This window comes from Actinomycetota bacterium (genome assembly GCA_036280995.1).
In the GTDB taxonomy this organism is placed as follows: domain Bacteria; phylum Actinomycetota; class CALGFH01; order CALGFH01; family CALGFH01; genus CALGFH01.
Genome location: DASUPQ010000875.1, coordinates 1 through 21771, shown reverse-complemented (window position 1 = coordinate 21771; position 21771 = coordinate 1). Strand labels below are relative to the sequence as shown.

Here is a 21771-nt window from a genome sequence, read left to right as displayed (position 1 = left end):
ACCGGCGACCTCGACCCCGCCCTGCGCCACGGGCTCGGCCGCCTCGGCGGCGCCCACCTGGTCGCCGACGCCCGCCGGCCGCCACTGCGGGCCGGCTGCGTCGACGCCGTGGCCACCGAGCCGCCCTACGACCGGGCGGTGGGGCCGCTGGCCGAGCAGGTCCTGGCCGGGGCGCACCGGCTGCTGCGCCCCGGGGGCGCGACCGCCTGGCTGTGCGCCGCCTGGCAGGCGCCGGGCCTGCGGGCCACCGCCGCCCGGCTCGGCCTGCGGCCGGTGCTGGACTGCCCGGTCGACCGCAAGGGCCTGGCGGTGGTGGCGCTGGCCTGGCGCCGGCCGCCGCCCTAGCCGGCCGGCCGCTCCCCGCGGACGACGAAGCCGACGTGCTGGCCGTGGAAGTTGAGGGAGAAGTACCCGGGCTCCAGGCCCCGCTCCCGGGCCTGGTCGGCCAGCCACATGAACCAGTTCTGGCCGGGCCCGGGGGCCGCCGGCTCGTCGACCACGCAGCAGGGCAGGACCACGCAGCTGTTGCCGGCGGCGGCCACGGTGTCGAGCACGGCCAGGTTGCTGCCGTGGGCGTGGAGGGCGACCAGCAGGTCGTAGCGGCGCCCGAGGGCGGGCCCGAACTGGACCCGGCGGCGCGGCACCCGGGCGGCGTCGCCCAGGTGGACCCGGCGGCCGCTGGGAAGCTCCCGGTAGGTGGCGGGCAGTGGCTGGTCGACCGGGTCGACGACCTCGGCCCGGAACCCGGCCTCGTTGAGCAGCCAGGTGAGCAGCCCCTTGCCGCCACCGACGTCAGCCACCGTGCAGGGCGGGAAGCGCTCCGCTATCCAGCCGGCCAGCAGCTGGAAGCGGAACTTCTTCATCTTGGGCAGGTCGTCCCCGGACCGCCGCCGGCCGGCGGCCGCGCCGGGCCGGTCCAGGCCGAGCTCCTCCGGCGACGGCGGCGGCGGGTAGCGGTGGGTCATCTCCCGTTGGGCAACGACCCGCAGGGGGTGGTTGTTCCGGCCCGGCTCAGGCCACCGCCCGGGTCTTGCCGGCCCTGGCCAGGTCGGCCGGGGTGACCAGGCCGACGAGCTGGCCGCCGGCGACCACGGCGGCCACCGTGGCGCCGCCGGCGAGCCGGGCGGCCACGTCGGCCGCCGGCTGGTCGGGGCCGACCACCGGCAGGGACGCCATCGGGATGGCGACGTCGCCGGCGCGGACGATGTGGCGCCGCTCGGGTGGGACCTGGCGCAGGGCGGCCGTGGTGACCACGCCGGCCGGGCGGCCGTCGAAGGTCCGCAGGGGCAGGGCCTCCGGCTGCCAGGGCTCGACGTAGTTCCGCAGGAAGGCGTCGACCGTGAACCAGGCCGGGGCGGCCGCCGCGGCCGGGGTCATGACCTGCCCGGCCCGCAGGCCGCCGAGGTCGTGGCGGAGCAGGGCGAAGTCGCGCTCCTGGCGGGCGGCGGTGACCAGGAACCAGCCGACCAGGGCCGTCCACAGGGAGCCGAACCCCCAGCCGGTGAAGGTGCCGAGGAGGCCGTAGGCGACCAGGGCGCCGCCCACCCACACCCCGGCCCGGGTGGCGGTGACCGAGGCCCGGACGCGGCTGCCGTGGCGGCGCCAGAGCAGCCCGCGCAGCACCCGCCCGCCGTCAAGGGGCGCGGCCGGGAGCAGGTTGAACAGGGCCAGGGCGGCGTTGCCGACGGCCAGCCAGGCGGTCACGGCGACGGCCACGGCGGGGCCGCCGGCGACCGACAGGAGGGCCGCGGCCAGCCCGAAGGCGACGGCCAGGGCCAGGCTGACGGCCGGGCCGACGATGGCGACGCGCAGCTCGTCGCGGGGGCTGGCCGGCTCGTCCTCGAGCTGGGCGACGCCGCCGAGCAGCCACAGGGTGATGGCCCGGACCCGCAGCCCGGCCCGGCGGGCGACCAGGGCGTGGCCGATCTCGTGGGCCAGCAGCGAGCCGAGGAACAGGGCGGCGCCGGCCGCGCCGGCCAGCCAGTAGGCGGCCGGGGCGAGGCCGGGGGCCTGGACGGGCAGCAGCCGCCCGGCCAGCGACCAGGCGATCAGCGCGGCGATGAGCAGGGCGCTCCAGCTCGCCCCCACCGGGATCCCGGCGATGCGGCCGAAGCGGAGACTGGCGGTCATCAACGACTCCTCAAAGACTTTTCCACAGCTACCAGGATACCCCCAGGGGGTAAATCGGACGTAAGGCGGCGCGACCGGGCAGCGCCTCCGGGCGGCCCCCGGCGGATCCTCCGGTCGTGGTTGACCCTCTCCGGCCCGCCAGACATTATTGTTTGAACAGTCAGTCAAAGGAGATGGCATGGGTGCTCCGACCGTGGCCGCGACCCTGGGGCAGGTCGGCCTGCCCGCTCCCCTGCCCGAGCTGGCCGCCCGCCGCTGGGACGCCGTGGTGGTCGGCGGCGGCCACAACGGCCTGACCGCCGCCGCCTACCTGGCCCGGGCGGGCCGGTCGGTGCTGGTGCTGGAACGCCGCGAGCGCCTCGGCGGCGCCTGCACCCTGGAGCAGCCCTTCGACGACCCCGGGTACCTGGTCAGCCCGTGCGCCTACGTGGTCGGCCTGCTCGACCAGACGGTGGTGGACGAGCTCGGCCTGGAGCGCTACGGCTACCGGGTGTTCGTGGCCGACCCCAACCTGTGGGTGCCGTTCGCCGACGGCACCTCGGTGGCCCAGTTCGCCGACCACGACCAGACGGTGGCCCACCTGCGCGCCAACCGCTTCGCCGAGCGCGACATCCAGGGCATGCTCGCCTACGAGGACATGTTCGACCGGCTGCGCCTGGCCCTGCGGACCGGGCCCGAGGGCGACACCTGGCAGGGCGACTCGCCCACCCGCGACCAGCTGGAGAAGCGGCTCGGCCACGACGGGGAGCTGATCTCGGTCCTGTTCGAGGAGTCGATCGCCGACACCCTGGACCGCTACGTGGACGACCAGCGGATGAAGGACGCCCTGTACGGCCAGGGGGTCATCGGCGCCTGGGCCGGCCCCAGGGACCCGGGCACCGCCTCGGTCAAGCTGATGCACTACCAGGGCGACCTGCTCGGCCAGGGGCCGCTGTGGGGCTACGTCGAGGGCGGGATGGGCCAGATCTCGTTCGCCATCGCCCAGGCCGCCCGCGACCTCGGGGCCGTGCTGGCCAGCGGCGTGCCGGTGGCCGAGATCCTGCCCGGGGAGGGGGTGCGGCTGGAGGGCGGCGAACTGATCCGGGCGGCCACGGTCATCTCCAACGCCGACCCCAAGCGCACCCTGGGCCTGGTCGACCCGGCGGCCGTGCCCCAGGCCTACCGGGCCCGGGTCGACGCCTGGCAGATCCGCTCGCCGGTGGTGAAGCTGAACGCCGCCCTGCACCGGCTGCCCACCTTCCCGGCCGCCGCCGGGTCGGGGTTCCTGCCCCACCAGGCCATGATCGACGTGACCCGCGGCCTGGACGCCGCCCAGGAGGCGTTCGAGGACACCGAGCGGGGCGTGCCCAACATCGGCTTCGCCGAGGTCTACTTCCAGACCGCCTACGACCCGTCGGTCGCCCCCGCCGGCCGCCACCTGGTCAGCGTGTTCGCCCAGTACGCCCCCTACACCCTGGCCGAGGGCGACTGGGACAGCCGCCGCGGGGAGATCGGCCGGATGATCCTCGACGCCATGGCCTCCTTCGCCCCCGACCTGCACGACTGCGTGGCCGAGTACGAGGTCCTGGGCCCGCCCGACGTCGAGGCGCGGATCGGGCTCACCGGCGGGCACATCTTCCAGGGCGAGACCATGCCCGACCAGATGTGGGAGCACCGCCTGACCGCCCGGACCCCCGTGGCCGGCCTCTACCTGTGCGGCGCCGCCACCCATCCGGCCGGGTCGGTGATCGCCCTCAACGGCCGCAACGCCGCCATGGCCGTGCTCGACGACACCACGACGGCTCGGAGTCGGCCTTCGGCCGCCGACCAATAGACCCCGACCGGCGAGCTCGCCGGTCGGGCCGGTCGGCTAGCCCTTCTCGGCGCCGGCGGTCAGGCCCTCGACCAGGAGCCGCTCGGTGGCGAAGAACAGGATGACGATCGGGACGGTGAGGATCACCGACCCGGCCATGAGCGTGGTCTTGGCCACCTCGATCGAGCCGGCGAGCTGGGACAGGCCCAGCGACACCGTCCAGTTCTGGCGGTTCTCGACCAGGAACAGCAGCGCGAACAGGAACTCGTTCCAGGCGATCATGAACACGAACAGGCTGGTCGCCATGATCGCCGGCATGGCCAGGGGAAGGGAGACCTTGCGGATGATGGTCAGGCGGCTCGCCCCGTCGAGGGCGGCCGCCTCCTCCAGGCTCTCGGGCACCGTCTCGAAGTAGTTGCGCAGCATGTGGATGGTGACCGGCACGATCTGGGAGGCGTAGACCAGGACCAGGCCGAACAGCGACCCGCGCAGGCCGATGCGGGTGAAGAACACGAACAGCGGGATGGCCAGCAGGATGGCCGGGAACAGGTAGACGGACAGGAACAGGAAGTTGACCTGGCGGCGGCCGAAGAACTGCAGCCGGGCGATCGCGTACGAGCCGAGGATCGACACCAGCAGGGTGAGGACCACGCTGGCCAGTGCGATCATGCCGCTGTTGCGCAGGAAGAGCAGGAAGCCCTGGCCGCCGTCGTCGACGCTGCGCAGCACCTCGCCGAAGGCGGAGAAGGAGATGCCGCGGGGCGGCCACAGCGCCCCCGGGTCGAGGGCGAGGTCCTCGATGGTGCGGACGGCCAGCATGACCATGTAGTAGAAGGGGAACAGGGTCGCGATCAGGAAGAAGGCGATCGCGATCCACTTCAGCACCCCGAGGATGCGGGTCTCGACGATCTCGCGGCTGAGCGGCGGGCGGGGACGCGACGGCCGTTCGGCGGCCGGCCTGGGGGTCTGGGGACGCTCGGCGACCCCGGTGCCGGTCTCGGTCCGGCTCATATCGCCTTCGCCTCCTCGCGGTTGACGAAGAAGCGGAAGTAGAGGAACAGCAGCACCACCAGCAGCAGGGCCAGCACCAGCGAGAGGGCGGCGGCGGCGCCGATGTCGCCGCGGCCGGTGAGGTAGCGGAACACCCGCACCGAGACCACCTCGGTGCCGGCGCCACCCTGGGTGAGCAGGTAGATGTCGTCGAACTCGTTGAAGGTCCAGATGAACCGGAGCACCGTGAGCAGGGCGATGACGCCCTGGAGCTGGGGCAGGGTGATGCGCCAGAACCGCTGCAGCGGGGTGGCCCCGTCGACCCGGGCCGCCTCGTCGAGCTCGCCGGGCAGGGCCTGGAGCCGGGCCAGGATGAACAGGAACGAGAAGGGGAAGTAGCGCCAGGCCTGGTACAGGATGAGCAGGGTGAGGGCGAGCGGCACCCGCAGCTCGAGGCCGAAGATGCCGATCGTGCCCGTGCGTTGCTCCAGGAACGGGATGCTCTCCTTCCAGCCGAGCAGGTCGGTGCCGATGGCGTTCACGATGCCGAGCTCGGGGTTGAGCATGATCTGCCAGACGAAGGTGACCGCCACCACCGGGGCCACATACGGCAGCAGCATCGACGCCCGCACGAGGGTGCGGCCCTTGAACGGCTTGCGCACGACCAGGGCGGCGACCAGCCCCAGGGCGATCGACAGGAAGGTCCCGACGACGCTGTAGATCAGGGTGACCTTGAGCGAGTCCAGGAACCCGGGCGAGGTCAGCACGGTGGAGAAGTTGTCCAGGGTGAACTGGAAGTCGAACAGCCGGGTGCGGAGGTTGCGGAGGCGCAGGCTCTGGAAGGCGATCACGATCGTCCACAGGATCGGCAGGACGACCATGAACAGGACCACGATCAGGGTCGGCGACAGCAGGGCATACCCGGCCCGCGCCTCCTGCTGGGCCAGCGTCCTTCCCCGCCTCGGCATGGGTCTCCCTTCCCGACCCGGGACGTCACCCGCTGGGCGTCACTCGATCGACTGGGCGATCTCCTCCACGTCGGCCTGGGCCTGCTTGGCCGCCGCGTCGGGGGTCAGCTGCCCGTCGAGCATGGCGGCCAGCGCCTTGGGTATCGGCTGCTCGGCCGCCAGGGCCCCGACGATCCTGCCCTGGCCCTGCTCGAAGCCCCAGCGGTTCATGGTGTCGGTGCTCTTGGTCAGGGCCTCCAGCACCTCGGGCCCGTACAGCTCGGACAGCGGCTCCTTGCTGTCCACCCCGACCTCCAGCTTGCTCCAGGCCTGGTTGTACTCCTCGGGGTTGTCCTTGGTGCCGGAGCGGGCCGGGAACCGGCCCTCCGGGGTGACGGCGAGCCAGTCGACGTAGCCGTCGCTCAGCATGTACTCGACGAACTGCTTGGCCGGGTCGACGTTGCCGTCCTTGATGATGACGTAGTTGGAGATCTCTCCGAACTGGGTCGGCTGGCCGTCGGGGCCGGAGATGGCGGTGACCACGCCGCTGTTGTCGGACAGGAACTGCTTGTCGGAGCGGCACTGCTCGCAGGTCGGCAGGGCGTCGTTGCGCAGCCCGGCCAGCTCGTCGAGCAGGAACGACGACCACACGATCATGCCCGCCTTGCCGGCCAGGTAGGCGGCGCGGGTGGTGTCGACGTCCTGGCCGCCCCTGGCCGAGCCGCCCTTGATCAGGTCGTCGTAGAACTTGAAGGTGGCCACGCACTGGGGCGAGGTCAGCTGGATCGCGCCCTGGTCGTCGGTGAGCTGGCAGCCGTTGGCCAGAGCGAAGTACTCGAAGGTCTGCTCGGTGAAGGACTCGCCGGCCTTGGTGGCGGCGACGATCCCGTTCTGGCCCGGCTGCTCGAGCTTGGTCGCCGCGGCCAGGATCTTGTCGAAGGTGTCCGGGGCCTCCAACCCGGCCTTCTCGAACAGGTCCTTGCGGTAGACGAGGAGCTGGGTCCAGGTGTCGCTGGGGACCCCCATCGGCTTGCCGTCGGCCTGGACCAGGCTGAGCGCCCGCTCCGAGAAGGTCTCGCGGCCCAGGCTGTCGATCACCTCGTTGGCCGCGTCGGGGTCGGCCAGGTCGTCGGTGGCCAGGTTCTGCACGAAGCCGAGCGACAAGGGGCCCATCACGTCGGGCAGGGTGCCGCCGGCGCTGGCCGACTGGATCTGGGTGGCGAGCTGGTCCTCGGCGATGGCGACGACCTTGACCTGGACGCCGCTCTGGTCCTGGAACCCCTTGACGATCGTCTCGATGGCGGCGACCCGTTGGGCGACGTCCTCGGCGAGCCAGAAGGTGATGGCGTTGTCCCCGCCCTCGCCCCCCTCGTCGCCACCACCGCCGCATCCGGCGGCCGCCAGCAGCAGGCCGGCAACCAGCAGACTCATCAGGCGTCGGGGCTTCATGGCGTTTCCCTCCCAGCTTTCGACCAGCAACCTGCTTCCCACCAGACCGGACCACGAGCCGGGTAGAACGCTCGTTCGGCGAACGGTAACAGGCGGCCCTGACCGGTACAAGGCGTCTTCCACCGGCCGCCGGCCGTGCCCGGGGGGCCGGGAAGGGGGTAGGTTGCTTTGACAACGATTCTGCCGACTCGTTCCCGAGGAGGAGCAGCATGGCGACCAAGCTCTGGCACGTGCCGGTGCGGCTGGCCACCGGCGCCGTCATCCTTGACCAGGGCCTGCTGAAGCGGAACGCCGACGAGGAAACGGTCAAGTGGCTGCACGGGCAGGCCGTGCACGCCTTCCCCCAGATCGCCGACATGGAGCCCAAGGCGTTCGTGCAGCTCCTCTCGACCTGCGAGATCGCCCTCGGGGCGGCGCTGCTGGCCATCGGCTTCGTCCCCTCCGGGCTGGCCGGCCTGGGGCTCACGGCCTTCGGGGGGTCGCTGACCCGGCTGTACCTGAACGCCCCGGGGACGCGCCGCGAGGGCACCGTCGCCCCCAGCCAGCAGGGCATCACCCTGGTCAAGGACTCCTGGATGCTGGCCATGGGCGCCGCCCTGGTGGTGGACTCCGTCCTTCCCGGCCGCCGGCGCGGCAAGAAGAAGGCCTGACCCGGGGCGCCGCCCCCGCTCACCTCTGGGTGTGATAGCTCTGGCGCCATGCGACTGCTGGTGATGGTGGCCGCGCTGACCCTGGCCGTGTCGGCGCCGGTGGCCGGCGCGCCGTCGCACGCCGGCTCCGGGGGCGGCGCCCTGCTCCCCCGCGTCCTCACCGTGATCCTCGGCCTGACCGCCGCCGCCCTGGCCACCCGGGCCATCCGCCGTAGCCACCATGGTCCCAATGGCCGCCATGTCCGCCCGACGACCCCGTCCGACCCGGAGCGCTCGAGGCCCCGGCGCCGATGAGCAACCCACCGGACCCGCCGCCCGGCCGCCCGCCGGGGCCGGAGCGGCCCGGCGCGGTGCGGCCCGCCGGGTGGACCACGCCGGCGGGGTGGGCGGGCGCACCCCCGCCCACCCCGGCGCCAGGGCCGGCGCCGGGGCCGGGACGGGGGGTCGGGGGGCCGCTGGCCGGAGGGGCGGACGTGCTCCGGGGAATCGGGATGTTCCTGGGAACCCCCGGGATCCGGCTGCTGGGGATCGTGCCGGTGCTGCTGGCGGCGCTGCTGGTGCTGTCCCTGCTCGGCCTGCTGGTCGTCTACCTCGACGAGCTGGCCGACACCCTGACGCCGTTCGCCGACCGGTGGGACGAGAGCAGCCGGACCCTGGTCCGGGTCGGGGCCGGGCTGGCCCTGCTGCTGGGGTCGACGGCCGTGCTGGTGGTGTCGTTCACGGTCATCGCCCAGATCATCGGCCAGCCCTTCTACGAGCGGATCTCGGACCGCATCGAGCACCGGCTCGGCGCCCCACCGGCCGGGGCCGGCACCCCCTGGTGGCAGACCTTCCCCAGGGCCTCGCTGGAGTCGGCCCTGCTGCTGGCCATGACCCTGGCCTGCACGGCGCCCCTGTTCGTGCTGGGGCTGTTCCCGGTGCTCGGCCAGACGGTCGTGCCCCTCCTCCAGGCCCTGGTGGCCGGGTTCTTCCTGGCCGTGGAGCTGCTGGCCATCCCGCTGGAGCGGCGCGGCCTGCACCTGGCCGGGCGGCTGCGGTTCGTGTGGCGGCACCGTGCCCAGACCCTCGGGTTCGGCATCACCGCCTTCCTGCTGTTCCTGGTCCCGCTGATGAACGTGCTGGCCATGCCGGGCGCCGTGGTCGGGGCGACCCTGCTGGTGCGGCGGCTCAGCGGCGACCAGGACGGGCGGCCCGGACCACCGTGAGCCGGGAGGCCCGGAAGATGCGGCGGCGGCCGCTGACCAGGTTGGTCAGGTCGTAGGCGGGGTCGTCCGGCCCCGAGTTGGCCACCTCACCGGTGACCCGCCAGACGCCCCGCTCCCCCTGCCCCGGCTTCCGGACCTTGACCTCGGTACCCGTCTCGATGCCCTCCATCCCAGGGATCTGGACCTCCACGCCAGCCTCCTTCACGGTGGTTCGAACTCATGTTCGATTCTACCCTTCCGGTGTGTCAGGAGCGACCCGATCCACCGCGGGTCATCCGAAGTCGAGCAGGCCGCCACCGCCGCCGCCGCCGTGGTTGTGGGGGGCGACGCCCTCGCCCTCGCTGGCCTGGACGATCACGAACCCGGAGCCGGCGAAGGCCAGCTGGACGGCCTCGCCGCTGCCCCGGCCGATCAGGGCGCCGGCCTTCATGGTCCGGTGGATGCTCGTCTGGAGGTTGGCGCTCCAGGCGATGGCGGCCTGGGCGTCGACGTAGGTCGGGGCGTCGGTCTGCAGCACCACCGGGGTGCCGTGGGCGGTGATGGCCGCCCAGCCGGTGCCCTGGAGGATCGTGTTGAACAGCCCGCCGGCGAACATCGAGGCCCCCTCGATCCGGCGGATGTCCCAGGTGAGGGTGGGCTCGAAGGCGAGGATGCTGTGGCCGTTGACGCTGAGGGCGTCGCCCTCCAGCCGCAGGAGGTGGACCTCGGCGGCGTAGTTGGCGAAGAACACGTCGCCCTTGCCACGGCAGCGCATCAGCGGCACGCCCTCGCCGGTGACGGCCTTCTTGAGCATGCGGCCGATGCCGCCCGCCCCCTGGTACTCGAAGTCGACCTGGCCCTGGTAGGCGATCATCGACCCCTGGCGGGCCATCACCTCGCCGTCCAGGGCGACCCGCAACATGCGCGAGTTCTGCAGGGCGAAGACCTCGCCGGGGGTTGACGCCTCGAGGTTCCGGCCGAACAGCTCGCTGCGCACCTGACCATCTCCTTGCTCGTGCGGGTCGACCCGGGCACTCGTACCCGAACCGGACGGCGATGTCCAGCACCCTCGGCGACCGGCCGGTTCCCGTTGCGCGGCCGCCGGAGGGCTTCTAGATTCGGGCCATGACCGCCGACCCGGGTCCCGAGCCGACGTTCGACCTCGATCTCTACCTGAGCCTTCCGCGGGTGGCCGGGCTGGCCCTTGCCCCCGACGGCCGCCGGCTGGTCACCTCGGTGGCCACGCCGGGACCGGACGGCAAGAGGTTCGCCAGCGCCCTGTGGGAGCTCGACCCGGCCGGCCAGGCGGCCCCGCGGCGGCTCACCCGCTCGGCCCCCGGCGAGTCCGGCGCCGCCTTCCTGCCCGACGGGTCGCTGCTGTTCACCTCCACCCGCGACGACCCCGAGGCCGCCGGCGACGCCAAGCCGGACGGCGAGGTGGCCCGCCTGTGGCTGCTGCCGGCCGGCGGCGGGGAGGCCCGCCCGGTGGCCGCCACCCCGGCCGGGATCGACCTGCACCGGGTGGCCCGCGACGCCGGCACGGTCGTGTACCGCAGCGGCGTCCACCCCGGGGCCGACGACCTGGAGGCCGACGAGCGCCGCGACAAGGCCCGCGGCGACGCCGGGGTCAGCGCCCTGCTGTTCGAGACCTACCCGATCCGCTCCTGGGACCACTACCTGGGGCCGAGGGCGCCGCGGCTGTTCGCGGCCGACCCGCCCCCGGCCGGCGACGGCCGCATGGGCCCGGGCCGGCCCCTGACCCCGGCCCCGGGCCGGGCCCTGGACGAGCAGGACGTGGCCGTCACCCCCGACGGCGCCACCGTGCTCTGCGGCTGGGCCACCGGCGAGGTCACCAACCCGCGCTCGCTGCTGGTGGCGATCGACGTCTCCAGCGGCGAGCGGCGGGTCCTGCTGGACGACCCGGAGTCGTCGGTGGGCCGGATCGCCTGCTCCCCCGACGGGCGGCTGGCGGTGTGCGAGCGGATCCGCCACGGCGACCCCGGCCACCCCCCGGACCTCGGCCTGTGGCTGGTCGACCTGGACAGCGGCGAGGGCCGCGACCTGACCGCCGGTCTCGACCGGTGGCCGGCCGAGCCGGTCTGGGCGGCCGACGGCCGGGCGGTGTTCTTCGTCGCCGACGAGCACGGCCGGACCCCGGTGTTCCGGGTCGAGGTCGGGGGCGAGGCCGACGGTCGGGTCACCCGGCTCAGCGCCGACGGCGCCTTCTCCGACCTCTGCCCCGCCCCGGACGGCCGGCGGCTGTACGCCCTGCGGGCCACCATGGCCGCCCCGGCCGGGGCGGTCGCCCTCGACCCGGCCGCCGCCGACCAGCGGCCGGCGCCGCTGCCCACCCCCGGCCTGCCCCTGGCCGTGCCCGGCTCCCTGACCGAGGTCGGGACCCGGGCCGGCGACGGCACCCGGCTGCGGGGCTGGCTGGTCCTGCCGTCGGGGGCGTCCGAGGACCGCCCGGCGCCGCTGGTGGTGTTCATCCACGGCGGGCCGCTGTCGTCCTGGTCGTCGTGGAGCTGGCGCTGGAACCCGTGGCTGCTGGCCGCCCGCGGCTACGCCGTGCTCCTTCCCGACCCGGCCCTGTCGACCGGCTACGGGCGGGCGTTCGTGGCCCGCGGGCGGGGCCGCTGGGGCGCCGAGCCCTACACCGACCTGATGGCCATGGTCGACGCGGCCGAGGCCCGGCCCGACGTGGACGAGCGGCGGACCGCGGCCATGGGCGGGTCGTTCGGCGGCTACATGGCCAACTGGGTGGCCGGCCAGACCGACCGCTTCCGCTGCATCGTCACCCACGCCAGCGTCTGGGCGCTGGAGCAGTTCTCCCGGACCACCGACCACGCCGCCTGGTGGGAGCGGGAGTTCGGCTCGCCCGAGTCGGCGCCCGAGCGCTACCGGGACAGCTCCCCCGACCGCCACCTGGCCAGGATCCGCACCCCCATGCTGGTGATCCACGGCGAGCGCGACCACCGGGTGCCGATCGGCGAGGCCCTGCGCCTCTGGGCCGACCTGACCCGCACGGGAGTGGAGGCCAGGTTCCTCTACTTCCCCGACGAGAACCACTGGATCCTCACCCCGCCCCACGCCCGCGTCTGGTACGAGACGGTGCTCGCCTTCCTCGACCAGCACGTGCTCGGCAAGGACTGGGCCCGTCCGGAGCTGCTCTAGCACCCGAGGAGGCCGCGTGCTCGACCCGTCCAACCAGGCCCACGCCAAGGCCGCCGAGCGCCTGCGCGCCGAGCCGGTCGCCTGGCTGACCACCGTCCGGGCCGACGGGCAGGCCCAGAGCACGCCCGTGTGGTTCCTGTGGGACGGGGACACGTTCCTGCTCTACAGCCAGCCGGACGCCCAGAAGGTCCGCAACGTCACCGCCCTGGGCTACGAGCCGGGCCCGTTCGCCCGCACCTACTCGACGCCCATCCGGGTCCGCCCGACCCGGGTCCGGGTCTGGTAGCGCCATGGCCGTGGCGCCGGAGATCCAGGAGCTGCTCGATCGGCTGGCCGCCTCGGGCCGGCCGCCCCTGCACCGCCAGTCGGTGGCCCAGGCGCGGGCCTTCCACGTCCAGGACGCCCCGGCCCAGAACGGGCCGGCCGTGCCGGTGGCCGCCGTGGCCGACGAGACGGTGCCCGGGCCGGGCGGGGAGCTGCCGGTGCGGGTCTACACCCCCGAGGGCACCGGGCCGTTCCCGATCGTGGTCTGGTTCCACGGCGGCGGCTGGGTGGTCGGCACCCTCGACACCTACGACCCGCTGTGCCGGGCCCTGGCCGCCTCGGTGCCGGCGGTGGTGGTGTCGGTCGGCTACCGGCTGGCCCCCGAGCACCGCTGGCCGGCCGCGGCCGAGGACGCCTATGCGGCCACCCTGTGGGCGTCGCGCAACGCCGCCGCCCTCGGCGGCGCCCAGCACCGGCTGGCCGTGGCCGGCGACAGCGCCGGCGGCAACCTGGCCGCGGCCGTCGCCCTGGGGGCCCGCGACCGGGGCGGGCCCGCGATCGCGTTCCAGCTGCTCGTCTACCCGGTGCTGGACGCGGCCGGCGACACCGCCTCCTGGCGCGAGCACGCCGAGGGCTTCTACCTGACCGCGGCCGGGATGCGCTGGTACTGGGACCACTACCTGGGCGGGGCCGACGGCGCGGCGCCGGACGCCTCGCCGCTGCGGGCGGCCTTCTTCGGCGGGCTGCCGCCGGCCCTGGTGGTCGGGGCCGAGCACGACATCCTCCGCGACGAGGGCGAGGCGTACGCGGCCCGGCTGCGCGACGCCGGGGTGGCCGCCACCGCCAGCCGCTATGAGGGCATGGTCCACGGCTTCTTCCGCTGGCGGGCCGTGACCGGCGCCGCCGACGCCGCCCTCCAAGAGGCGGCCACCGCCCTCCGGACGGCCCTGGCCCCGCCCGGCGCCGGCCCCGGCTAGTCGGGGATCTTGACCTTGTCCAACCCCTTCTCGGCGGCCGGGAACCTGGGGTTCATCGCCTCCAGGGTGTCGGCGATGGTCCGGGCCACGACCAGGTTGCGGTACCACTTCCTGTTGGCCGGGACCACGTACCAGGGGGCGTAGGCGGTCGAGCACTCGTTGACCGCGTCCTCGAACGCCGCCTGGTAGTCGTCCCACCAGGCGCGTTCCTTGAGGTCGTTGGCCGAGAACTTCCAGCGCTTGTCCGGGTCGGCCAGGCGGCTCTCCAGGCGGCGCTTCTGCTCGTCCTTGGAGATGTGGAGGAAGAACTTGAGCACCGTGACCCCGTCGGCGGTGAGGGCGTACTCGAACTGGTTGATGGCCTCGTACCTGGGCCGCCAGACCGGCTCGGGGACGAGGTCCTTGACCCGGACGATGAGCACGTCCTCGTAGTGGGAGCGGTTGAAGATGTGGATCATGCCCTTGGACGGCGCCTTCTGGTGGTAGCGCCAGAGGAAGTCGTGGGCCGCCTCCTCGTTGGAGGGCGCCTTGAACGACCACACCTGGCAGCCCTGGGGGTTGACGCCCTGGAACACGCCCTTGATGGTGCCGTCCTTGCCGCCGGTGTCCATCGCCTGGAGCACGATCAGCAGGCCGCGCTTCTGCTCGCCGTAGAGCCTGGCCTGGAGGTCGCTGATCCGGTCGCGGTGCCGCTTGAGCTCGTCGGCGACGTCCTTCTTGCGCTGGTAGTGCTCGGACTCGTCGGGGTCGACGTCGGCCAGGCGCATGCGCGTGCCCGGCTCCACCCGGAAGCGGGGGTAGTCGGGGGCTGGCGGCGGCTCCTCGACCACCGACCGCTCCGGACGGGTGACGTCGCGGGCCCCCTCCACCATCGTGTCGGCCACGGCCGCCCGCCGCCTGGTGGCGCGCCCGCTGGTCGTGGTCCGGCCGGTCCCGGCCCGCCTCGCGCTCGTGCTCGTCCGCTCCGCCATCGCTGGCCCCCTTCGTTCTCGGGTGACCAGCGACTGCTACCCGCCGAAGGGGAACTCGAACGTCGCCCGGCCGGACCTACGAGGTCGGCTTCTCGGGCGGGCCCTCGTCGGCCGGGTCGGAGGCGGCCTGGTCGGGGTCGGACGGCGGGTGCCAGCGGGCGACCAGGGTGCGGGCGGCGCGGGCCTCGTCGAGCCGGCCGACCGGGGCCGTCACCGGCGCCTGGTGCAGCGGGTGGGGGTCGCGCTCGGCCTGGGCGGCGATCTCCAGCATGGCGTCGGCGAAGCTGTCGAGGGTCTCGAGGCTCTCGGTCTCGGTCGGCTCGACCATCAGCGCCTCTTCGACGATCAGCGGGAAGTAGACCGTCGGCGGGTGGAACCCGCGGTCGATCAGCCCCTTGGCGATGTCGAGGCCGCGCGCCCCCTGGCCCTTCTGCCGGCGGGCCGAGAGCACGAACTCGTGCATCACCGGCCGGGTCGGGTAGCCCAGCTGGTAGGCCTCTGACAGCCGCTCCAGCAGGTAGTTGGCGTTGAGCACGGCCCGCTCGGCGACCCCGCGCAGGCCCTCGCCGCCGTTGGCCAGCAGGTAGGCGAAGGCGCGGACCAGGATGCCGAAGTTGCCGTTCCAGCCGTGGACCCGCCCGATCGACCGCGGCCGGTCGCTGTCCCAGCGGTAGCCGTCGCCGTCGCGCACCACCACCGGGGCGGGGAGGAAGTCGGCCAGGTGCTCGGCCACCACCAGGGGCCCGGCGCCGGGGCCGCCCCCGCCGTGGGGGGTGGCGAACGTCTTGTGGAGGTTGAGGTGGACGACGTCGAAGCCCATGTCGCCCGGCCGGGCCTTGCCGAGGATGGCGTTGAAGTTGGCCCCGTCGTAGTAGAGCTGGCCCCCGACCCCGTGGACGAGCTCGGCCACCCGGGCGATGTTGCGCTCGAACAGGCCGAGGGTGTTGGGGTTGGTGATCATGAACGCGGCCACGTCGGTGTCGAGGACCTTCTCGAGCGCGTCCAGGTCGACCAGGCCCTCGGAGCTGCTGGCCACGGTGGTGGTCTCGAACCCGGCCAGGCGCACCGACGCCGGGTTGGTGCCGTGGGCGGCGTCGGGGATCACCACCCGGCGCCGCGGGTCGTTGCGGGCCTCGTGGTGGGCCCGGATGATCAGCAGCCCGGTCAGCTCGCCGTGGGCCCCGGCGGCCGGCTGGAAGGTGGCCGCGGCCAGCCCGGTCAGCTCGCACAGGGCGTGCTCGAGGCGGGCCAGCAGCTCCAGCGCCCCCTGCACCTGCTCGGCCGGCTGGGCCGGGTGCAGCCGCGCGAACCCGGGGAGGGCGGCCGCCGACTCGGCGACCTTCGGGTTGTACTTCATGGTGCAGGACCCGAGCGGGTAGAAGCCGAGGTCGACCGCGTAGTTGCGGTGGGCCAGCCGGGTGTAGTGCCGCACCAGGTCGCGCTCGGAGACCTCGGGCAGCCGCACCGGCCCGGTCCGCCGGAACCCGGCCGGCAGCGCCGCCTCCAGGTCGAGCGCCGGCAGCCCCCCGCCGTCGGGGAAGCTCGACGCCCGCCGCCCGGGCGACGACCGTTCGAACACCAGCCGCTCCGCCTCCCCCTCCAGCCCCCCGGCCGCCCACGGCACCGCCTCGAACGGCGCGCGGGTCGCGGCGGTGGCGCCGTCGCCGTTGGTCGCGCCGGTCACCGGGCCACCTCCTCGGCCTCGCGGGGCCGATCGCCTGCGCCGAGGTCGGCCAGGACCGTGCCCAGGGCGTCGGCCAGGCGGTCGACGTCCTCCTTGGTGCGGCGCTCGGTGACCGCGACCAGGAGGCCGTCCTCCAGGCCGGGGGCCAGGCCGGCCAGGGGCAGGCCGGCGAGCAGGCCGTGGCCGGCCAGGCGCCGGCTGACCTCGGCCGGGTCGGCCGGCAGCCGCACCACGAACTCCTTGACGAACGGCTGGTCGGCGAAGGCCAGCCGGACCCCGGGGACCGCGGCCAGCCGGTCGGCCGCGTAGCCGGCCCCGCGCAGGCACAGCTGCCCCAGCTCCTCCAGCCCTCGCGGCCCCAGCCAGGTCAGGTACACGGCGGCGGCGATCGCGTTCAGGGTCTGGTTGGTGCAGATGTTGCTGGTCGCCTTCTCCCGCCGGATGTGCTGCTCCCGGGCCTGGAGGGTGAGCACGAAGGCCCGCCGCCCAACCGTGTCGACGGTCTCGCCGACCAGCCGCCCGGGCAGCCGCCGCACGTCCTCGGACCGGCAGGCGAGGAACCCGAACGCCGGGCCGCCGAAGTTCGGGTGGTTGCCGAGCCCCTGGCCCTCCCCGACCACGATGTCGGCCCCGAGCCGCCCCGGCGGCTCCAGCACCCCGGCGGTCAGCGGGTCGAAGGTGACCAGCATGCGGGCCCCGACCCCGTGGGCCAGTCCGGCCGCCGCGGCCACGTCCTCGACCACCCCGAAGAAGTTGGGCTGGGCGAGCAGCACCGCCGCCGTCTGGTCGCTCGCCTTGCCGCGGACCTCCTCCAGGTCGGTGTGGCCGTCGAGGGCGCCGACCTCGACCAGCTTGATGTCCAGGCCCTGGCTGTAGGTCTCCAGCAGCTCCCGCACCCGCGGGGCCACGGCCGCGCTGACCAGCAGCTCGCTGCGGCGGGTGGCGGCAACGGCCATGGTCGCGGCCTCGGCCACCGCCGACGCGCCGTCGTACAGCGAGGCGTTGGAGATCTCCAGGCCGGTCAGCTCGCTGATCAGCGTCTGGTACTCGAACAGGGCCTGGAGCACGCCCTGGCTCATCTCGGGCTGGTAGGGGGTGTAGGAGGTGGCGAACTCGCCCCGGCCGGCCAGGTACCAGACGGCGGCGGGCACGTAGTGGTCGTAGACCCCCGCCCCGAGGAAGCAGGTCAGCTCGTCCATGTGACGGTTCCGCGCCGCCAGCCGGCCCAGCTCGGCCGCCACCTCCTGCTCGGCGTGGGGGCGGGGCAGGTCGAGGTCGTCGGGGGCCCGCAGGTCGGGCGGGATGGGCTGGAACAGCTGGTCGACGTCGTCCAGGCCGAGAGCGGCCAGCATCCGGTCGACGTCCTCGCTGGTGTGGGGCTGGTAGCTCAACCGCTCCTCCTGGGAACCTGGTCGGCCCGCTCGGGCCGGGGACGGCCGGGCCAGCTCGGCACGGCACCTCCCGGCGCCTCCCCCCGGTGGATCGACCTAGATATTTGTCTACTTAGCGTTTTCTCTACTTATCGACATAGCTCTGGCCGCGCAGCGGCCCAGCCAGGGCGCGGCGATTGAACCACCGCCCTCCGAACCCCCGCAACGCCCCCCGGGCCCGGGTGGTCAGCCGGCCCGCTCGGTCGCGGCCGGGCCGCGGCGGTCGGCGAGCTCGGCCGGGAGGGGCACCTGGGCCAGGCGGACCAGCTCGGGGTCGGCCGGCAACGGCGGCGCCGGCGTCGGCGGGTCGGGCACCACCCGCGGCCGCCCGGCCGCCCGGGCCCGCCCCACGGCCCCGTGCCTCTCGGGCCGCGGCCGCTCGGCTCCCCCTGGTGGCTCGCCCGCGCCTCCGGTCGTCTCCGGCGCCCACCGGACCTCGGGGGCCTTGCCGGTCCCCGGCGTTCCGGCCTGGGCCGCCGGGTTCGCCCCCGGTCCGGGCTCGACCATCTGGCTCGGTGGCTCGAGGCCGTACTTGGCCAGCAGGGACAGGTAGTCGCGCTGGTACAGGACCTTGATGCGGACGTCCGGGTAGAGCTCGCGCAAGCGGCGGACCTTGCGGTTCTTCTTGGTGACCAGGCGCTGGTTGAGGGTGGTGATCTCGATGTAGAGCCGGAACCCGGGCAGGTAGAAGTCGGGCCGGAAGTGCTGCACCGGCTGCCCGGCGGCGTCCCACTCGATGGGGAAGGCGGTCGGCTCGTACTCCCACTCGACCCGGTAGAAGTCGAGCAGGCGCGCGAACTGGCGCTCGGAGTTGTGCGCGAAGGTGATCCGGTCGGCCGCCCGAGTCGCTCCCGCGCTGGTGGCCATGGGCGGCGCTAGCCCTGGGTCCCCTGCGGCGCTGCTCGGGGCGGGACCCCACCGGCGGCCTCGGCCACCGTCGCCTCGGCGTCCGCGCCGGCGTCGGGCTCCGAGGCGCCGGCCGGCTGGTCGCCGGGGAGGTGGGCCAGGTCGCCCTCGGTGTCGGCCCAGACCCGCCCGACGGCGATGCCGAACACGGCCTGCCCGTGGGAGAGGACGTCCACGACCTCCTCGTTGGAGTGGCAGGCGTAGATCCGGTTCCCGTCCGACATCAGGGTCACGTCGCTGAGCGGCTTGCCCCCCGACTCCTTGCGCAGGTAGCCGATCGCCTCGCGGATCTGGCGCAGGGAGACGCCGGCGTCCAGCAGCCGCTTGATGATGCGCAGCTCGACCACGTCGGTGAAGCTGTAGAGCCGCTGGGTGCCCGACCCGTCCGCTGCCCGCACCGACGGCGTGACCAGGCCGGTGCGGGCCCAGTAGTCGAGCTGCCGATAGGTGATGCCGACCAGCTTGTAGACGATGGGGCCGCGGAAGCCCGGCTCGGACGCGGCCGGGGACGTTCGCGCGGCCATCCAGTTCCTCCTTGCCGGATCCTGCGTAATTACAACGATGTGACGTCCAGCCTAGGGGTCTGCGTCGGCTGCGTCAACGAAGCAACCCCACCGTTACCGAGCTGCGATCTCTCGACCTCCAGCAGAGGATGAAACCCCTCCAGACCTACTCGAAATCCTCGGGACTGACCTGATCGAGAAACTCGCGGAACTTCTCAACCTCGCGCTCCTCGTCGTCGCTCTTGATGAGGATGGAGGCCTCGCTGAGCACGTCCTCCTCGGCGAAGATGGGCGTGTTGGCCCGGACGGCCAGGGCGATGGCGTCGCTCGGCCGGCTCGACACCGAGAACTTGGAGCCGTTCTGGCGCAGCTCGATGGTGGCGTAGAAGGTGCCTTCCTTGAGCTCGGTGATCACGACCCGCTCGATCGAGACCACCAGCTCGTCGAGCAGGTTCTTGAGCAGGTCGTGGGTGAGGGGCCGCTGGGTGGCCACGCCCTGGAGGGCGAAGGCGATGGCCGTGGCCTCCACGTTGCCGATCCAGATGGGGAGGAAGCGCTCGCCGTCGCGCTCCTTCAGGAGGACGATCGGCGTCTGGGTGGGAAGCTCGATCCTGACGCCGACGAGGGTCAGTTCGACCAACGCGAAACCCCCTCGGGCGTCGAACGTTCCTGGCGCCCGGCCGGGCGCTTGCCGCACTGCCCGAGGCTATCAGACGCCCCCAGCCGATGCGACATACCGAGCGAAGGTTGCAGCCGGGAGCCGTCCACGCCCGAGGCGGCCGTCACGCGCCATCGGGCCTGGTCGGAAGGTCGAGCAGGGCCGGGTCGGCGCGGACCGCCTCGAGGTCGTCGACGGCCAGCAGCTCGCCCCTCCCCCGCTCGCGCTCGTCCAGGTCCAGCCCGTACCCGACCAGGAACACGTCCGGGACCTCGAAGCCCACGTAGGACAGGGGGACGTCGACGATGCGCCGGGCGCGCTTGTCCAGCAGGGCACAGACCCGCAGGCTGGCCGGCCCGCGGGCGGCCAGCACCCGGAGCAGGTAGGTCAGGGTCAGGCCGGTGTCGACGATGTCCTCCACCACCAGCACGTGGGCGCCGGTCAGGTCCAGGTCGAGGTCCTTCTCGATCCGGACCACCCCGGTGTCCTCGGAGGCGTCGAAGCGCGAGACGGCCATGAAGTCCACCCGGCACGGCATCGCCGCCGCCCGCACCAGGTCGGCCAGGAACACCACCCCACCGCGCAGCACCGACACCAGGATCGGCTCCACCCCCCGGTAGTCGGCCCGCAGCTCGGCCCCCAGCTCCCCGACCCGCTCCTGCACCGTCTCCGAGTCCACCAGCAACCGCACCACGGGTCGTTCCTCGACCCCAGGGTCCGGCCCGGGTGAGGTCGCCGGGGAGGGCGGGTCGGGGGTGGGGTCCCCGGGCGGGGTCACGGGGGCTCGCGGCGGAGGAACGGGTCGATCGCCGGCGGCGGGGCTCCGGGTGGGACGGGCCCGACCGGGACGACCGCTCCCGCGCTGAGGGTCGCGCCCGGCGGCCCGGCCGGCCCGGCGCCCGCCACGGCGGCGGTGGTGGATGGACCAGCCGGGACCGGCGAGGTCGATCCGGGCCCGCCCACCGGGAGCCGGACCAGCCGGACCGGGACGAGCCGCCGCCCCCCACCCGTGAACCAGGCGCTCCCGCCGGTCGACCCGGGGGCGGGGGCCAGGCGGACCTGGGCGAGCTCGTCCAGGCGGACCAGGGCGTCCGTGTCGGCGCCGGTCTGGAGGGCGGCCGGGCGGCCGGGGGCCAGGGAGACGGGCTGGCCGCGTTCGGCCAGGCGGACCCGGACGAACTTGGAGAAGCCATAGTCGAACAGGGCCTGCACGTCCGGGAAGGCGTTGGGCGAGCCGAGCGCGACCGCGACCAGGCGGCGGCCGCCCCGGCTGGCCGAGGCGACCAGGCAGCGCCCGGCCCGGTTGGTGAACCCGGTCTTGCCCCCGACCGTCCACCGGTAGGCGCCGAGCAGCTGGTTCGAGGTGACAAATTGACGAAGCGACAACGGGCCACCGGGCAGCTTGGCGGCCCTGGTGGCGACGATGGCGCGGAAGTCGGCCCGGCGCATGGCCACCTCCCAGAGGCGGGCCAGGTCGCGGGCGCTGGTCTGGTGGCCGGGCCGGTCGAGGCCGTAGGGGGTCACGTAGTGGGTCGCGTCGAGCCCGAGGGCCGCCGCCTTGCGGTTCATGCGCCGGACGAAGGCCGCCTCGCTGCCGTCGACCGCCTCGGCGAGGGCCACGCCGGCGTCGTTGGCGCTCTTCAGCATCAGCCCGAGGAGGAGGTGGCGGATGGTCAGCCGCTCGCCCCGGCGCAGCCGCAGCGACTCCTCGCCGACCTGGGGCGGCCCCGGGCCGATGGTCACGACCCGCCGTTCGTCGAGCCGCTCGAGGGCCAGCAGCGCCGTCATCACCTTGGTGGTGCTGGCCATGGCCCGGGCCGAGCTGGCGTTCCGCTCGAACAGCACCTGCCCGGTGGACTCGTCCGCCAGGATGACCGCCCGGGCCCGCACCTTGGGCGCCGCCACCGGCGGCTGCTCCGCCGCGGGCACCGCCTGGGCAGCGCCAGACCCGGCCGACGCGCCGGCGGGCCCGGGCGTCGCCGAGGCGGCCCCCGACCCACCGTGCGTGCTCCAGCTCACCGCCAGGACGACGACAAGGACCAGGACCCAGGCCAGCACCCTG

General features: G+C 74.0%; 23 protein-coding genes. 8 read left to right on the top strand and 15 right to left on the bottom strand.

Features of this window, described 5'->3' with window-relative positions; genetic code table 11:
• On the top strand, positions 1 to 345 hold a 345-nt coding region (locus tag VF468_29420; protein HEX5882408.1), incomplete at its 5' end, for a hypothetical protein.
• Here VF468_29420 and VF468_29415 read toward each other — a convergent pair.
• Both VF468_29415 and VF468_29410 read right to left on the bottom strand, forming a co-directional pair.
• Positions 342 to 965 carry a hypothetical protein gene (locus VF468_29415; protein HEX5882407.1) on the bottom strand — a complete coding sequence of 208 codons (624 nt, stop codon included), beginning with the start codon at positions 963 to 965 and terminating at the stop codon, positions 342 to 344. The genes VF468_29420 and VF468_29415 overlap by 4 nt on opposite strands.
• Positions 966 to 1011: 46 nt before the next feature.
• A complete protein-coding gene (locus VF468_29410; GenBank protein ID HEX5882406.1) occupies positions 1012 to 2130 on the bottom strand; it encodes a site-2 protease family protein in 1119 nt (372 codons plus the stop codon).
• A gap of 178 nt (positions 2131 to 2308) precedes the next feature.
• On the opposite strand from VF468_29410, the gene VF468_29405 reads away from it, so the two are divergent.
• Positions 2309 to 3943: an NAD(P)/FAD-dependent oxidoreductase gene (locus VF468_29405; protein ID HEX5882405.1), complete on the top strand. Its 1635-nt coding sequence runs from the start codon at positions 2309 to 2311 to the stop codon at positions 3941 to 3943.
• A gap of 36 nt (positions 3944 to 3979) precedes the next feature.
• Here VF468_29405 and VF468_29400 read toward each other — a convergent pair whose 3' ends face one another.
• From VF468_29400 to VF468_29390, 3 genes are read right to left on the bottom strand one after another with little or no spacing between them, the layout of a single operon-like run.
• A complete protein-coding gene (locus tag VF468_29400) occupies positions 3980 to 4933 on the bottom strand; it encodes a carbohydrate ABC transporter permease (protein ID HEX5882404.1) in 954 nt (317 codons plus the stop codon).
• Positions 4930 to 5880, bottom strand: a complete 951-nt coding sequence (locus VF468_29395) for a sugar ABC transporter permease (GenBank protein HEX5882403.1) — start codon at positions 5878 to 5880, stop codon at positions 4930 to 4932. Before VF468_29395 ends, VF468_29400 begins: the two co-directional genes overlap by 4 nt.
• 39 nt (positions 5881 to 5919) lie before the next feature.
• Entirely contained in the window at positions 5920 to 7308 is a 1389-nt protein-coding gene (locus VF468_29390; protein ID HEX5882402.1) for an extracellular solute-binding protein, read from the bottom strand.
• 209 nt (positions 7309 to 7517) lie between these two features.
• Here VF468_29390 and VF468_29385 point away from each other — a divergent pair, with 209 nt between their 5' ends.
• From VF468_29385 to VF468_29375, 3 genes are read left to right on the top strand one after another with little or no spacing between them, the layout of a single operon-like run.
• Complete coding sequence (locus VF468_29385) at positions 7518 to 7958, top strand: hypothetical protein (protein HEX5882401.1); 441 nt, start codon at positions 7518 to 7520, stop codon at positions 7956 to 7958.
• Positions 7959 to 8006: 48 nt separating this feature from the next.
• Positions 8007 to 8252 carry a hypothetical protein gene (locus VF468_29380; protein ID HEX5882400.1) on the top strand — a complete coding sequence of 82 codons (246 nt, stop codon included), beginning with the start codon at positions 8007 to 8009 and terminating at the stop codon, positions 8250 to 8252.
• A complete protein-coding gene (locus VF468_29375; GenBank protein ID HEX5882399.1) occupies positions 8249 to 9163 on the top strand; it encodes an EI24 domain-containing protein in 915 nt (304 codons plus the stop codon). Before VF468_29380 ends, VF468_29375 begins: the two co-directional genes overlap by 4 nt.
• On the opposite strand, the gene VF468_29370 is transcribed toward VF468_29375, so the two are convergent.
• Together VF468_29370 and VF468_29365 are read right to left on the bottom strand one after the other, a co-directional pair.
• Positions 9126 to 9353 (bottom strand): hypothetical protein, encoded by a 228-nt coding sequence (locus VF468_29370; protein HEX5882398.1) that lies wholly within the window; start codon positions 9351 to 9353, stop codon positions 9126 to 9128. The two genes, VF468_29375 and VF468_29370, sit on opposite strands and share 38 nt — an antisense overlap.
• A gap of 81 nt (positions 9354 to 9434) precedes the next feature.
• A complete protein-coding gene (locus VF468_29365; protein ID HEX5882397.1) occupies positions 9435 to 10139 on the bottom strand; it encodes an AIM24 family protein in 705 nt (234 codons plus the stop codon).
• Positions 10140 to 10267: 128 nt separating this feature from the next.
• On the opposite strand from VF468_29365, the gene VF468_29360 reads away from it, so the two are divergent.
• The 3 genes from VF468_29360 to VF468_29350 are packed head-to-tail and all read left to right on the top strand — an operon-like array spanning position 10268 to position 13557.
• Positions 10268 to 12316: a S9 family peptidase gene (locus tag VF468_29360; GenBank protein ID HEX5882396.1), complete on the top strand. Its 2049-nt coding sequence runs from the start codon at positions 10268 to 10270 to the stop codon at positions 12314 to 12316.
• Positions 12317 to 12332: 16 nt separating this feature from the next.
• Entirely contained in the window at positions 12333 to 12602 is a 270-nt protein-coding gene (locus VF468_29355) for a pyridoxamine 5'-phosphate oxidase family protein (protein ID HEX5882395.1), read from the top strand.
• Positions 12603 to 12606: 4 nt separating this feature from the next.
• A complete protein-coding gene (locus VF468_29350; protein ID HEX5882394.1) occupies positions 12607 to 13557 on the top strand; it encodes an alpha/beta hydrolase in 951 nt (316 codons plus the stop codon).
• On the opposite strand, the gene VF468_29345 is transcribed toward VF468_29350, so the two are convergent.
• From VF468_29345 to VF468_29310, 8 genes are all read right to left on the bottom strand, one after another.
• A complete protein-coding gene (locus VF468_29345; GenBank protein HEX5882393.1) occupies positions 13554 to 14324 on the bottom strand; it encodes a polyphosphate kinase 2 family protein in 771 nt (256 codons plus the stop codon). The two genes, VF468_29350 and VF468_29345, sit on opposite strands and share 4 nt — an antisense overlap.
• Positions 14325 to 14604: 280 nt before the next feature.
• On the bottom strand, positions 14605 to 16152 hold the full coding sequence (gene gcvPB / locus VF468_29340; GenBank protein HEX5882392.1) for an aminomethyl-transferring glycine dehydrogenase subunit GcvPB: 1548 nt from the start codon (positions 16150 to 16152) through the stop codon (positions 14605 to 14607).
• Between the two features lie 56 nt (positions 16153 to 16208).
• Positions 16209 to 17603 (bottom strand): aminomethyl-transferring glycine dehydrogenase subunit GcvPA, encoded by a 1395-nt coding sequence (gene gcvPA, locus VF468_29335; protein ID HEX5882391.1) that lies wholly within the window; start codon positions 17601 to 17603, stop codon positions 16209 to 16211.
• Between the two features lie 225 nt (positions 17604 to 17828).
• On the bottom strand, positions 17829 to 18509 hold the full coding sequence (locus VF468_29330) for a hypothetical protein (protein ID HEX5882390.1): 681 nt from the start codon (positions 18507 to 18509) through the stop codon (positions 17829 to 17831).
• A gap of 8 nt (positions 18510 to 18517) precedes the next feature.
• Positions 18518 to 19072, bottom strand: coding sequence for a MerR family transcriptional regulator (locus VF468_29325; GenBank protein ID HEX5882389.1), 555 nt, complete (start codon positions 19070 to 19072; stop codon positions 18518 to 18520).
• 145 nt (positions 19073 to 19217) lie between these two features.
• Positions 19218 to 19691 (bottom strand): bifunctional nuclease family protein, encoded by a 474-nt coding sequence (locus tag VF468_29320; protein ID HEX5882388.1) that lies wholly within the window; start codon positions 19689 to 19691, stop codon positions 19218 to 19220.
• Positions 19692 to 19833: 142 nt separating this feature from the next.
• Positions 19834 to 20487: a hypoxanthine phosphoribosyltransferase gene (gene hpt, locus VF468_29315; protein ID HEX5882387.1), complete on the bottom strand. Its 654-nt coding sequence runs from the start codon at positions 20485 to 20487 to the stop codon at positions 19834 to 19836.
• Positions 20484 to 21771: D-alanyl-D-alanine carboxypeptidase family protein (locus tag VF468_29310; GenBank protein HEX5882386.1), on the bottom strand; the 1288-nt coding region annotated here is incomplete at its 5' end. The genes VF468_29310 and hpt, both read right to left, overlap by 4 nt.